This window comes from Streptomyces sp. NPDC044704 (assembly GCF_056433525.1).
In genome coordinates this window covers 1-13165 of record NZ_JBWKGY010000037.1, presented here as the reverse complement: position 1 = coordinate 13165, position 13165 = coordinate 1, and the positions used below count along the sequence as shown (strand labels likewise).

Here is a 13165-nt window from a genome sequence, read left to right as displayed (position 1 = left end):
GTTCAGCTGGTGCGGAGGGCGACGTAGTCGCAGAGGGCGAGCAGGGCGCGGCGGGCGGGCAGGTCGGGCAGTGCGGCCAGGGCGGTGCGGGCGCGGTCGAGCCGGCGGTGCATCACGGCCTCGGTCTCGGCCAGCGCCGGCGCGTGCTCGAACAGTTCCAGGGCGCGGGGCAGGGCGGTGGCCGGGACGGGGCCGGCGGTGAGGAGGTCGCGCAGTTCGGCTTGGGCCGGGTCGGTGCTCTCGCGGGCGAGCAGCACGGGCAGGCTCTGTACGCCGGCCAGCAGGTCCTTGCCGCGTTCCTTGCCGGTGAGTTCGGCCGGGGAGGTGAGGTCGAGGAGGTCGTCGGCTATCTGGAAGGCGATGCCGAGCTGTTCGCCGCAGTCGGTGAGGGCGGCGACGGCCGCGGCGGGGGCGCAGGCCTGGGTGGCGCCGATGCCGAGTGACATCGCGAGCAGGGCGGCGGTCTTGCCGGCGGCGACGTGGAAGTAGTGGGTGACCGGGTCCTCGTCGGGGCCGGGACCGGCCAGTTCGCGGAGCTGGCCGGCGACGAGCCGTCCGGCGGCGTGTGCGTTGAGGTGCACGGCGGCGGGTCCGAGGTCGGCGGCGAGCTGGGCGGCGCGGGCGAGCAGCCAGTCCCCGCCGAGGACGGCGGCGCGTTCGCCCCAGCGGGCGTGGGCGCTGGGGACGCCGTGGCGGGTGGCGGCGCCGTCCATGACGTCGTCGTGGTAGAGCGAGGCGATGTGGACGAGCTCGGAGATGGCGGCGGCCTGGGTGACCCCGTGGGCCCACGGATCGCCGAACTCGGCGCCGAGCAGGACCAGCAAGGGTCGCAGGCGTTTGCCGCCCGCGTCGGCGAGGTGGCCGGTGAGGGCGGCGACGCGGGGGTCGAGGGCGTCGTGTGCGGTGGCCTGGAGCCATTTCTCGGCCCGGGTGAGGGCTTCCCGCATCCTCGTCTCGAACTCGGGTTCGTCCAGGGCGAGTCGGCTCAGCAGCCGGGCCGCGGGAAGAGCGGACGGCGCGGCCGTCCCGGCCCCGTACTCGTGTCCAGCGCCCATGGGCCCTCCGCAACAAAGGTGAATACTGATTTCACGGATATGCATTCGAGAGCATCGCCGGGGGCCCGGCCCCGTACAACAGGGCTGTCATGAAGGTGCCACTACGACCTGAACCCGCCCACGACCAGGGGTTTGGCAGCTTCCTGCCATGCGGATCGAGATTCGGTGGAACTGACAACAACCGGACAGCGCCGGATGCGCATTTCTTTTCCCGGGCTAGGCTCCGCGAGAAATTCCCTTGCCATAAAACGCTTGTGAAGGAGTCTCATGTTCGGACGGATCGGACGGTTTGCCGTCCTCCGGCCCTGGGTGACCATCTCGGCCTGGCTGATAGCGGCGGTGGCACTCGCCGCACTGGCCCCGCAGCTGAAGTCCACCAGCGACCAGGCCGAATTCCTGCCCTCCCACTACGAGTCGATCCAGGCGGCGAAGGCACAGGAGCGCGCGTTCCCCCAGCATGAGCAGCCGGCCGCCGTCGCCGTTTTCCAGCGGACCGACAAGAAGGCCCTGACGGAGGCCGACAAGGCGGCCGTCGTCAAGGTCGCCGCCGGGCTCCAGGACAAGGGCCTGACGAAGGTCAAGGCGGTGACGAGCAGCCCGGAGGCCGTCTCCCCCAACGGTGAGATAGCGCTCGCGCAGGTCCTCGCCACGGTCAAGGACCCCTACGACCCGGAGCTCGGGGAGTCCGTCAAGGAGCTGCGCGCGGAGGCCCGGTCCCTGCTCGCCGGCACCGACCTGACCATCGGTGTCACCGGTGCCGCGGCCAGTGCGGTGGACGCCAAGGAGGCCTCGGGCGACAGCGACGCCATGATCATGTCGGCGACGCTGCTCCTCATCGTGGTCCTGCTGCTGGTCATCTTCCGCAGCCCGCTCATCGCGATCCTGCCCGTCGTCATCATCAGCCTGGCGTTCATGGTGGCCACCGGACTGATCTCGACCGCCGCGGAGCTCGGGGGGCTGAAGGCGGACGCGTCCATCTCGGCGATCCTGATCGTGGTCCTCTTCGGCGTCGGAACCGACTACATCCTGTTCCTGCTGTTCCGCTACCGCGAGCAGCTGCGCGGCGGCCAGGACCCCAAGCAGGCCATGATCAGTGCCGTCTCGCTCGTGGGCGAGACGATCGCCTCGGCGGCGGGTGCGGTCATCGTCGCGTTCCTGGCGCTGCTCCTGTCCACGATGGGCATGCTGCGGGCGATGGGGCCGTCGCTGGCGATCTCGGTGGCGGTGGCGCTGCTCGCGGGGCTGACCCTGGTTCCGGCGGTGTTCTCGCTGCTCGGCACGAAGGCGTTCTGGCCGTCCAAGGCGTGGAAGAAGGAGCCGAAGAACGCCTTCGCAGGCAAGATCGGCTCTGTTGCGGCGAAGCGTCCGGGCATCGTCGCGGCGCTCACCTCGGCGGTCCTCGCGGTGCTCGCCGTCGGTGTGCTCGGCTTCCAGCCGGCGTTCGACGCCGACAGTTCCCTGCCGCAGGACCTCGAGTCCGTGACGGCGATGAAGGACCTCCAGCGCGGCTTCTCCGCCGGTCAGACCGACCCGACCTCGGTCTACCTGGAGAAGCGCGACGGCACCCCGCTGGACCGGGCGCAGCTGGAGGCGTTCGGCGCCGCGCTGAAGATCGAGGGCGTCGGCCAGGTCTCCCCCGCCCTGCCCGGCGCGAACGGCAGCGTCGCGCAGTACAGCGTGGTCCTGGAGTACCGTCCCACCGAGGACAAGGCCCTCGACCTGGTCTCCGGGCCGCTGCGTGACGCCGCCCACCGGGCCGCGCCCGAAGGCACCCGGGCGCTGGTCGGTGGCACTTCGGCCGTGCTCGGCGACATCAGTACGGCCGTCAGCCGCGACTACAAGGTGGTCTTCCCGGCCGCCGGACTCGCCATCATGCTCATCCTGGGTCTGCTGCTGCGCAGCGTGGTCGCCCCGCTGTACCTCATGGCGTCGGTCGCCCTCGGGTTCGCGGCCACCCTCGGCGCGACGGTCTGGGTCTTCCAGAACGGCGCGGGCGAGAAGGGGCTGCTGTTCACCCTGCCCGTGGTCGTCTACCTCTTCGTCGTGGCCATCGGTACGGACTACAACATCCTGATGGTGGCCCGCCTCCGCGAGGAGATCGGTGCCGGGCGCACCCCGCGCGAGGCCGTCCGCCGGGCCGTCTCCGCGTCCGCGCCGACCATCACCGCCGCCGCGGTCATCCTGGCGGGCACCTTCGGGGTGCTGATGCTCGCCAAGAACTCCATGCTCCAGCAGATGGGCTTCGCGGTCGCGTTCGGCATCCTGCTCACCGCGTTCGTCATGGCGCTGCTGCTCGTGCCCACCCTCACCAGCCTGCTCGGCGCCCGCGCCTGGTGGCCCGGGCACAGGAACACCCTGCCGGCCACGGGCGGGCAGGACGGCGCGGCGGGTACGGGCCCGGGCGGGTCCGCCGCCGGGGACGGCTCCCGAACGGACGACCGCAGCATGGTCTGACGGCCCTCCGGGCCTCCCCGGGCACGACCGTGCGCCGCCCGGTTCGCCCCTTCCTCACGGGTGGGGCGGGCCGGGCGGCGTCGCGCGAGGTGCTTCCCGCCGGCCCGGCGCACACCGTCCGACCAGCACTGTCAGCTTCCTGCCAAGGTTGTGACGGCCCGTTCGGGCGGGAAAGATCGCCGCCTACGCTCCCTTGCGATCACTCACGAGGGAAGGCTTGGGGAATTGCGCAACCGAACCACGCTCGCCGCCGCGCTCGCCACCGGCGTGCTGACTCTGGCGCTCACGGCCACCACCACCGCCGCCACCGCCGCCGCCGGGAACACGGGTGCGTCCGGCGGGCGCGCCGACCGGGAGGCGACGCCCTGCGGCGCAGTGCGCCTGACCGGTGAACTGCCCGCGCCGCCCGCCGGAATGGCCGTGCGGCAGCAGGTCACGATCGGTGAGGACTGCCGGCCCGTCCTCGGCGAGGTCACGCTCGTACCGGCACGCGAAAGCGCGGCAGCGAAGTCCGCCGCCGCGCCCGCGACGGGGGCCGCGGCCGCGACGGCCGCCGGTGCCACCCGTCAGTTCAAGAGCTGGAACGAGATGTTCGACTGCTGCAACATCCGTATGACCGGCCTGTACACGACCTCGCAGTGGACCTCGGACGGCAATCGCGTCACGGCCGCTTCCACGGAGGTCACGCAGCAGTGGAACCGCGAGCCGTGGAACGCCGGCTGGAGCCTGAAGTCCGCGGCCGAGAACACGGACTGCGCCACCGACTGCGGTGTCTCGCGGACGGAGGCGCACGCCGACTTCACCTACAAGGGGATCTTCGACCCTTCGGGCGGCTGGTACGCCAACACGCACCACTCGTCCGTGGACCTGAAGGCCGACGGGACCGCCACCTGCAGTTTCGACGTGTCGTTGCGCCACACGTTCATCGGGTGGAACTGGCAGCGCGGCTGTCAGTGACCGGGGAGGGCGCGGCCACCGAGATCAGCCGCGCCCAGTTCGTGTGATCGCCCTTCTCGCCGATGAGCCTGCCTTCGGCCTCCACCCACGCGTGGGGGTTGAACGGCGGGTTCGTCAGTGTTCCGACGCACCACGTGGGCCAGGTGCCGCCCAGCCGGCAGGTCAGCGCGACGGCCACGGAGCGGGGCAGGCAGCTGCGCAGCCCGTTCATCAGCAGGCTGGACGTGAGTACGAGTTCTCGTGCCTCGGCCGCCTGTTCCGCGGTCGCCGGTACCGCGCCGCGCGCGATCCGGGTCAGGACGCGCTCCAGCCGGTGCGGCGCGAGGCGGGTGAGCAGGCGGGCCGCGCCGACCGCCGACCGGGCCGCCAGCCGGCGGCGCAGCGGGAAACGGGCCCGGTCGGTGGGCAGGGCGGTGGTGACGCTCATGCCGCCACCACGCCCGCCTCGGCCATCGCCGTCAGCACGGCGTGGACGTCGGCGGCCGCGCGCTCGGCGTCGACGTCGTACTCCTCGGTGAGGCGGCGGGTGGCGTCCTCGGCCTGGCCGCCGTCGAGCAGGGCGCTCACGATCGTCGCGGAGGTGGGGTTGAGCTGCCAGTAGGCGCCGGACTTGGCGTCGAGCAGCACCGCACCGTAGTCGGTGGTGGCGAGCTTGAGGTACTCGTGGTGGACCAGTTTCATGCCAGGGCTCCTCGGGTGTTCGCGGTCGTACGCAGCCACATCTCGGCGGCGAGGGTGGACACGAAGCGGTCGTCGCGCAGCTCCGGGGCGGTGGGGACGGCGCACAGGCGGCGCAGTGCGGCCTCGTCCACCAGGCCGGCCCGGCCGAGGAGGCTGTCCTCCCACAGGCCGGTCAGCGCCTCGCGGTTGCGGTAGAGGCCGGCCGCGGCGTCCATGGTGCCCTCGCCCTTCGTGGCGCGGGACAGGGAACGGCGGGGCACCAGGCCGTCCATCGCACGGACAAGCACCGGCTTGTACGCCCAGGGGTCGACGCGGTCTTCTAGGCGGACCGAGAGGGCCGCTTCCACGACCCGGTCGTCCAGGAAGGGCGCGGACATCGGCACTCCGGCCACCCGGCCGGCCTCTTCGATCGCCTCGTTGTCGCGGGCCACCTGGTGGAGGGCCGCCAGTTCGACGTGCCGGCCGGGGGTGGGCCCGTACGGCTCGGCGGTGGGGGCGGCGGCGGCCAGTTCTCCCTCCAGCAGCCGCAGGCAGTCCTCGGTCAGCCAGGAGGCCACGGACGGCGGCCACAGCCAGCCGAGGGCCGGCCTTCCGGGCACGCGTTCCGGCAGGCCGCGCAGTGAGGTGGCCGCCAGGGCGCGACGGTAGCCGCGGCGGTCGGCGAGCTGGCGGGCGACGGGAGCCAGGGGCCAGGAGAGCAGTGCGCGGTAGCCGCCGAGGCGCCGCAGGGCGAGCAGCGGCCGGCGGGCGACCATGGTGTGCAGATGGTGGGGGAGGCCGACGAACAGGTTGTCGCCCCCGTTGCCGGTCAGGTGGAGCCGGGAGCCGCGGGAGGCCATCCTGGTGGCGATGACCATGGCACGGCGGCGGGACGCGGCCAGTGCGTTGGGGGCGTCGAGGAGCAGGCCCGGGTCGTCGAACCCGTCGTAGAACGTCGGCAGTTCCTCGTTCGGCAGGATGTAGTGCTCGACGCCCGGCAGGTCCTCGGCGGCCCAGCGGGCCCATTGGCCGTCCTCGTTGAAGGCCTCGTCGCCGGTGGAGGTGCAGGCGATCATCCGTGCGCGGGGGTCGCGGGCGGCGAGGAAGCACACGGTGGTGGAGTCCAGGCCACCGGAGAGGTCGGCGCTGATCAGCCCGCCCGGGGCGGTACGGACCTCCACGGCGGCCAGCAGGGCCTCCCGGACCGCCGCGGCTCCGTCGCCGACGGGCGTGCCGGGTTCCGGCGGGCGGTGCCAGCGCCGGTGGGACGGGGTGCCGTCGGGGCGGGCCAGCAGGGCCGTGCCCGCGGGGACGGCGGTGAGCGCCGACCACAGGGGGCGCTGGTCGAGCGGGGTGGGTGCCATGCCCAGGAGGTGGATCGCGACGGCGGCCGGGTCCGGTTCCAGGCCGGCCAGCCGGGCGAGTTCGAGGGCCCGGTCCCCGGCCACGAGGGTGCCGCGGGTGCGGGTGTGGAAGACGCGCCGGGCCCCGTAGGCGGAGCCCTGCACGCGCAGGGTTCCGTCCACGGAGGCCAGCAGGTGGAACTGGCCGGGCAGGGTGAGGGCCAGGTCGTCCAGCTCCGCCGGGTCGCGCAGCCGGCCGGCCCGTTGGGTGAGCGCGCCGGCCAGGTCGTGCGGGAAGGTGCCGATCAGGGCGAGGGCGGTACGGCCCGCCCGCGCCACGAGGAGGTCGGCCGGTTCCCACCGGCCGACGATCCAGTCACGTCCGGAGGCGTGTGCCACGGACGACAGGCTGCCGGGCTGGTCCTCGCGCAGGCGCCGGGCCACGGCGGACGCCGCCTCGTTGTCAGGGAATACGAAGAAGAACGGTGCGCCGCGGTCCGGCATCGTCAGCTCCTGCGAGAGGTCCGGGAATTACAGCCAGCCGCGCACGCCGTTCCAGTCCCAGAATCCGGCCGGGAGGCCCATGCCGGTGTCGGCGCGGAAGGAGCCGGCGGCCGCGAACGCGGGAACCTCGTAGACCTTCTTCGTCATGGCAATTTCCTTTCGATGGCCGGGAAGAAGAATCCCGGCGGTCTTTTCGCTTTCCGGATCAACTTCACAGGGGGGCCGCTCGTGACTCAATGCGCCTGGCCTGTTCGGGCCTGACTGGCAGCAACCTGACAGCACGACAGAAATGGACGGGTTCGTTCCATAGAATTCCGGTCCGGTTGTGTGCCTTACGATCAGATTGGCAGCCTTGACGACATGACGACACACGTCAGCACCCCGGCCCGTTCGGCAGCCCTGGCCACACCACCGCCACCGAGATGGGCGGTCTGGGCCGCGCACGCCGTCCCCCTGATCGTGCTGCCCTCCACCCTCTGGCGCCTCGCCATGACCGTCGGCATCCCCGTCGGGTACAGCGAGGAGGTACTGCGCACCGACTACGGGCTTCCCGGCACCGGGTACCTGATCCTGCCGGCGATCTCGCTGGCCCAGGAGGGCGCGGCGCTGCTGACGCTCGGTCTGGTCCGGAACTGGGGCCTCGTCGCGCCGCGCCGGCTGCCGTTCATCGGAGGGCGCCCGGTGCGCACCGGGGCGGCGGTGACGGTGGCGCTGCTCGGCGCCCTGATCCTCACCGTGGTGACGATCAGCCAGCTGATGATCTGGGACACCGTGGACCAGTCCAACCTGACGGGCACGCACCGGGCCGTCATGGGCTGGCTCTACGCGCCGCTGCTGCTGTGGGGGCCCCTGCTGGCGCTGGTGACCCTCTCGTACGCCGCGCGGCGGCGGCGCCGGCGATGAACACGGCCGTTCTCGTCCTGCTGGCCGCGCTGTCCCTGACCGTCTTCGTCGCCGGACTCGCCTCCGGGGCGCGCCGGCTGCTCGGCGTGGAGCTGGGCAAGGGACGCGCGCTGCTGACGGGCAGTGTCGGGCTGGCCTCGGGCACGCTGGTCAGCTACCCGCTGCGCGACGTGCAGCCCCTGGCCCTGATCTCCCTGGAGATCGGGGTGTCGCTCGTGGTCGCGATGCTGTTCCTCGCGGCCACCGAGGTACTGGTGCCCTCGGGCGCGGTACGCGGCCTGGTGCGGCTGCCCCGCTCGTTGCGCCGCAGCTTCGCCCGCACCCGCCGGTACGGGCGGCTCAGCCGGATCTTCGTCCGGCACGGGCTGGGCCGTTTCATCAGCGGCCGCTCCCGGCGCGGGCCCGGGGCGGCGGCCGAACGCGCGGCGCTCGCGCCGTCGCTGCGGCTGGCGCTGGAGGAGGCCGGGGTCACCTTCGTCAAGCTGGGGCAGGTGATGTCCACCCGGTACGACCTGCTGCCGCCCGAGTTCATCGACGAGCTGAGCTCACTGCAGGACCAGGCCTCCCCCGACCCGTGGGAGGCCGTCGAGCAGGTGCTGCACGAGGAACTGGGAGCGCCGCCCGGCGAGGTGTTCGCCGAGTTCGACCCCCGGCCGGTGGCCGCCGGGTCGATAGCCCAGGTGCACCGGGCACGCCTGGCGTGCGGGAAACAGGTCGCGGTGAAGGTGCAGCGGCCGGGCGCGCGCGAGATCGTCGTGGACGACCTGGACATCCTCTACCGGTTCGCGGCCCGGCTGGAGAAGCACACCGACTGGGGGCGCAGCGTCGGCGCGCTCGCACTGGCCCGGGGGTTCGCGGTGTCGGTCCAGGAGGAGCTCGACTTCCGCATAGAGGCCCGCAACACGCTCTCCGTGGCGGCGGCGATCGAGGCCGCCGGCGGAGACTCGGTGATCCGGGTGCCCGAGGTCCACGAGGAGCTGTCCGGGAAGCGGGTCCTGGTCACCGAGTGGATGGCGGGCACTCCGCTGCACAGCGTGTCGCGGCTGCTCGACGAACGGGGCCTGGACCGGCAGTCCCTGGCCACTGCGATGCTGGAGTGCCTGCTGGGGCAGATCATGACCAGCGGGGTCTTCCACGCCGACCCGCATCCGGGCAATCTGCTGCTCCTCGACAACGGCCGGCTCGGCATGCTCGACTTCGGCTCGGTGGGACGCATCGACCGTTCGCTGCGGACGACGCTGAGCGGCATGCTGCTCGCACTGCACCGCGGCGACCCGGCCGGACTGTCGGACGCGCTGCTGGCGCTGGTGGTGCACCCCGAGCACATAGACGAGCGGAAGCTGGAACGGGCGCTCGGCCAGTTCCTGGCCCGGCACTTCGCTCCCGGCGTCAAACCGGACCGGGAGATGTTCGCCGACCTGTTCGCGATCGTCTCGCGGCACGGGATCAGCGTGCCCCCGGAGATAGCGGCCGTCTTCCGCGCCCTGGCCACCATGGAGGGGTCGCTGGACCGTCTGGTCCCCGGCTTCGACATCGTCACCGAGGCGCGTTCCTTCGCCGTCACCCAGCACCTGCGCAAGCTCAAGCCGGAGGCGCTGGGCAGGTCGGTGACGGAGGAGCTCCTGGGGCTCGTCCCCATGCTGCGCCGGCTGCCGCGGCGCATCGAGCGGATCGGTGCGGCGGTCGAGGGCGGCCAGCTGACCGTCGGCGTACGGCTCTTCGCGGATTCCGAGGACCGGCGGTTCCTGCGCTCGCTGGTGCACGAGGTGCTGCTGGCGTTCCTGGGCGGGGTGATCGGACTCGTCGGCGTACAGATGCTGCGCACCGAGGGCGGTCCCATGCTGAGCGAGGGCTTCGGACTGTTCGAGCTGTTCGGCTACAACCTGCTGGTGATCAGCTCGGTGCTGGTGCTGCGGGTGCTGTTCATGATGATCGGCTCCGGCCACCGGCGCTGACGTCCCGCAGCGCCGGCCGAGGAGGCCCGGTCCCCTTGAGGGGGCCGGGCCTCCTCGGCGTACGGACGTTCCGTGAGGGCGTCCCGTACGCGTCTCAGCGCCGGGCGGCGGCCCGCTGGTAGGCGCGGCCGGCCAGGGGGACCACCACGGCGAGCAGGACGAGCAGCACCACGAGGGCGGCGATGACCGGGTGTTCGGAGGGGAAGGCGCCGCTGGAGGTCCCCCGCTCGTTGCCGAACAGGTCACGGGCGGCGGAGACCACCGCGCTGACCGGGTTCCACTCCACGATCACGCGCATCCAGCCCGGCAGCCCCTCCGGCGGCACGAAGGCGTTGGAGAGGAAGGCCAGCGGCATCATCACGACGCCGGAGAGGGCGCTCACCGCTTCCGGGCTGCGCAGGCTCAGGCCCACCAGCGCGCCCACCCAGGACATCGCGAAGCCCATGAGGAGCAGCAGCCCGAAGCCGGCCAGGGTCTGGAGCACGCCGTTGTGCGCCCGCCAGCCGATCAGGTAGCCGACGAGGGCCATGATGGCGCTGGTCCAGCCGACCAGGACCAGGTCGGCGGTGGTGCGGCCGAGCAGCACCGAGGAGCGGGAGATCGGCAGCGCCCGGAACCGGTCCACCAGGCCGTTGTTGAGGTCCTCGACCACGCCGATGGCCGTGGTGGTGAGGTTGGCCAGCATCACCTGGGCGAAGATGCCGGCCATGATGTATTCCTTGTAGCCGCCCTGGCCGGGTACCTCCATGGCGCTGCCGAAGAGGTAGCCGAAGACGAGGACGAAGGCCACCGGCATCACGGTGATGCCGAGGAGTTGCTCCGGCATCCGCCGGATGTGCCGCATCTGGCGGCCCGCGAGTGCGAACGAGTCGCTGATCACCTCGGTCATGCCGCCTGCATCTCCTTCGTCTGCTCGGGCTGCTCGGGTCGTTCGCTCTGCCGGGCCGGGTCGCCGGGCGTTTCCTGCCGGCCGGTCAGGGCGAGGAAGACGTCGTCGAGGGAGGAGCGGCGGACCGCGAAGTCCTGGGGTTCTATGCCGAGGCGCTCCAGGCCGGTGGCCGCGGCGGCGATGGTGTTCACGCCGCCCGTGAGCGGCACCGAGACGGTGCGGCCCTCGTGGTCCACGACCGGCTCCCCCGGTGAGACGTCGGCGAGCACCCGGGTCGCGGCGGCCAGGTCGGCGGCCGAGGCGACCGACACCTCCAGCCGCTCGCCGCCGACCTTGCGCTTGAGCTCGTCGGGCGTGCCGTCGGCGATGACCAGGCCCTTGTCGATGACCGCGATGCGGTCGGCGAGCTGGTCGGCCTCCTCCAGGTACTGGGTGGTCAGCAGCACGGTCACGCCGCGGTCCACCTGTTCTTTGATCATCTCCCAGAGGGCGAGCCGGCTGGTGAGGTCCAGTCCGGTGGTCGGCTCGTCCAGGAAGAGCACCGGCGGGCTCGCGACCAGGCTCGCGGCGAGGTCGAGGCGCCGGCGCATACCGCCCGAGTACGTCTTGGCCATGCGGTCGGCGGCGTCCACCAGGCCGAACTTTTCCAGCAGCTCGGTCGCGCGGGCCCGTGCGCCCTTGCGGCCCAGGCGCAGCAGGGTGCCGATGAGCTGGAGGTTCTCCCTGCCGGTCAGCCGTTCGTCGACGGCCGCGTACTGGCCGGTGAGGCCCACGTTGGCGCGGATCAGCTTGGCCTGGGTGGCCAGGTCGTAGCCCGCGACGGTGGCCCGGCCCTCGTCCGGGTCGAGCAGGGTCGCCAGAATGCGCACGGTGGTGGTCTTGCCCGCCCCGTTGGGCCCGAGCACCCCGAGGATGGTGCCCGCGGGCACCTCCAGGTCGATGCCGTTCAGCGCCTGGTGGTCGCCGTAGCGCTTGCGGAGGCCCTCCGCCGAGATTGCCGTTTCCATGACGGCCACTCCTTTGCTGTGTCTGTGTGGTCGGGACGGGTCAGTTGACGGGGGCCAGCTGACCGGCGAGCTTCTCCAGGACGACGCGGCCGATCTCGGCCGCCGGTTCCGGCTGGAGCAGGTGTCCGTGGTGCGCGTGCACCGGGTGGGTGGTGATGGCGCCGGCGACGTACGGCTCCCAGGCGGTGACGGAGTCCTCCGTCTTGGCCGCGGGGTCGTCGGTGCCGGCCGTGGAGACGAAGAGCAGCAGCTCGCCGTCGAACCGGCGCGGCCGGTAGGCGGCGCTGAGCACGTGGTTGTTGATGCCGACCTTGACGAAGGCCGAGATGTGGTGCTCCTCCAGGCTGCCGAGCGCGCTGTCCCGGCCGCGGATGAGTTCCATCGCACGCTGGTGGTCGAGGGGCTGGGAGCGCAGTTCGGCGAGGTCGTAGCCGACGAAGTCGAGGAGGGTCTCCAGGACGTCCCGCTCCGTGGGGAGGGTGTAGTCGTCGTCCTTCCAGGACTCGTCGTACGGGGTCTGGTCGAGGTTGGCGAGCAGGGCGACCCTCTCCCCCGCCTCGGTGAGCTGCGTGGCGATCTCGTGTGCGACGAGGCCGCCGAAGGACCAGCCGATGAGGTGGTAGGGACCGGCGGGCTGGACCGAGCGGATCTGCTCGACGTAGTCCGCCGCCATCTCGCTGACACCGGTGGCGATCGGACCCTCTCCGTTCAGGCCGCGGGCCTGGAGGCCGTAGACGGGGTAGGAGGCCGAGATGTGGCCCAGCAGGGTCGAGTACGGCCAGCTGAGGCCGCCCGCGCCGTGGACGCAGAAGAGCGGGGGCCGCTCGCCGCCGGTGCGCAGCGGCAGGAGCACCTCGAAGCCGTCGCCGTCCTGGCCCGAGCCGAGCTTGTCGGTGAGCCGGGCGACGGTCGGGGTTTCGAAGATGCCGCGGTTGCTGAGCTTGACGCCGAGGACGGAGCGGATGCGGCTGACGAGCTGGATGGAGGTGATGCTGTCGCCGCCCAGTTCGAAGAAGCTGTCGTCGATGCCGACCCGGTCGACCTTGAGGACTTCGGCGAACAGGCCGCAGAGGACCTCCTCCTGTGCGGAGCGGGGGCCGCGGCCGGCGGGGGCGGTGTCGGATCCGGGTGCGGGGAGTTGCCTGCGGTCGAGTTTGCCGTTGACCGTGAGCGGGAGGGCGTCCAAGGCGACGAACGCGGCCGGGACCATGTAGTCCGGGAGGACCGCGCCGATGTGGGCGCGCAGCGCGTCCGTGTCCAGGACCGCGCCGGGAGACAGGACCACGTAGGCGGCCAGACGCTTGATGCCGGGCTGGTCCTCACGCACGACCACCACGGCCCGCGCGACCGAGGCGTGCCCGGCCAGCACCGTCTCGACCTCACCCAGCTCGATCCGGAACCCACGCACCTTGACCTGGTCGTCGGACCGGCCCAGGTA

The 13165-nt window shown here is 72.1% G+C and carries 12 protein-coding genes; 4 read left to right on the top strand and 8 right to left on the bottom strand.

The genetic code is table 11. The features are described from left to right. Window positions 1–2 precede the first annotated feature (2 nt). The gene (locus AC07B0_RS39640; protein ID WP_467300164.1) at window positions 3–1055 is read right to left on the bottom strand and encodes a polyprenyl synthetase family protein; all 1053 of its coding nucleotides are present in this window, start codon (window positions 1053–1055) and stop codon (window positions 3–5) included. Between the two features lie 267 nt (window positions 1056–1322). Here AC07B0_RS39640 and AC07B0_RS39635 point away from each other — a divergent pair, with 267 nt between their 5' ends. Then, window positions 1323–3509: an MMPL family transporter gene (locus tag AC07B0_RS39635; RefSeq protein WP_478900514.1), complete on the top strand. Its 2187-nt coding sequence runs from the start codon at window positions 1323–1325 to the stop codon at window positions 3507–3509. Between the two features lie 225 nt (window positions 3510–3734). Continuing rightward, complete coding sequence (locus tag AC07B0_RS39630; RefSeq protein ID WP_478900513.1) at window positions 3735–4466, top strand: hypothetical protein; 732 nt, start codon at window positions 3735–3737, stop codon at window positions 4464–4466. Here AC07B0_RS39630 and AC07B0_RS39625 read toward each other — a convergent pair. Genes AC07B0_RS39625 through AC07B0_RS39610 form a run of 4 tightly spaced genes read right to left on the bottom strand, consistent with a single transcriptional unit; the run spans window position 4432 to window position 7120 of the window. Next, complete coding sequence (locus AC07B0_RS39625; RefSeq protein WP_356877147.1) at window positions 4432–4893, bottom strand: lasso peptide biosynthesis B2 protein; 462 nt, start codon at window positions 4891–4893, stop codon at window positions 4432–4434. The genes AC07B0_RS39630 and AC07B0_RS39625 overlap by 35 nt on opposite strands. Beyond that, complete coding sequence (locus AC07B0_RS39620; RefSeq protein ID WP_356877145.1) at window positions 4890–5147, bottom strand: lasso peptide biosynthesis PqqD family chaperone; 258 nt, start codon at window positions 5145–5147, stop codon at window positions 4890–4892. Before AC07B0_RS39620 ends, AC07B0_RS39625 begins: the two co-directional genes overlap by 4 nt. Further along, window positions 5144–6973 (bottom strand): asparagine synthase-related protein, encoded by a 1830-nt coding sequence (locus AC07B0_RS39615; RefSeq protein WP_478900511.1) that lies wholly within the window; start codon window positions 6971–6973, stop codon window positions 5144–5146. The genes AC07B0_RS39620 and AC07B0_RS39615 overlap by 4 nt, the downstream gene beginning before the upstream one ends. 27 nt (window positions 6974–7000) lie before the next feature. Further along, complete coding sequence (locus tag AC07B0_RS39610) at window positions 7001–7120, bottom strand: keywimysin-related RiPP (protein WP_356877141.1); 120 nt, start codon at window positions 7118–7120, stop codon at window positions 7001–7003. 213 nt (window positions 7121–7333) lie between these two features. Between AC07B0_RS39610 and AC07B0_RS39605 the strand changes: the two genes are divergently transcribed. Further along, a complete protein-coding gene (locus AC07B0_RS39605; RefSeq protein ID WP_356877139.1) occupies window positions 7334–7876 on the top strand; it encodes a hypothetical protein in 543 nt (180 codons plus the stop codon). Beyond that, the gene (locus AC07B0_RS39600) at window positions 7873–9831 is read left to right on the top strand and encodes an ABC1 kinase family protein (protein ID WP_356877137.1); all 1959 of its coding nucleotides are present in this window, start codon (window positions 7873–7875) and stop codon (window positions 9829–9831) included. The genes AC07B0_RS39605 and AC07B0_RS39600 overlap by 4 nt, the downstream gene beginning before the upstream one ends. A gap of 94 nt (window positions 9832–9925) precedes the next feature. Here AC07B0_RS39600 and AC07B0_RS39595 read toward each other — a convergent pair whose 3' ends face one another. The 3 genes from AC07B0_RS39595 to AC07B0_RS39585 all read right to left on the bottom strand — a co-directional run. Beyond that, window positions 9926–10720 carry an ABC transporter permease gene (locus AC07B0_RS39595; protein ID WP_356877135.1) on the bottom strand — a complete coding sequence of 265 codons (795 nt, stop codon included), beginning with the start codon at window positions 10718–10720 and terminating at the stop codon, window positions 9926–9928. Next, window positions 10717–11727, bottom strand: a complete 1011-nt coding sequence (locus tag AC07B0_RS39590; RefSeq protein ID WP_356877133.1) for an ATP-binding cassette domain-containing protein — start codon at window positions 11725–11727, stop codon at window positions 10717–10719. The genes AC07B0_RS39595 and AC07B0_RS39590 overlap by 4 nt, the downstream gene beginning before the upstream one ends. Before the next feature lie 40 nt (window positions 11728–11767). Beyond that, a partial coding sequence (locus tag AC07B0_RS39585; protein WP_478900508.1) for an alpha/beta fold hydrolase occupies window positions 11768–13165 on the bottom strand: 1398 nt, incomplete at its 5' end.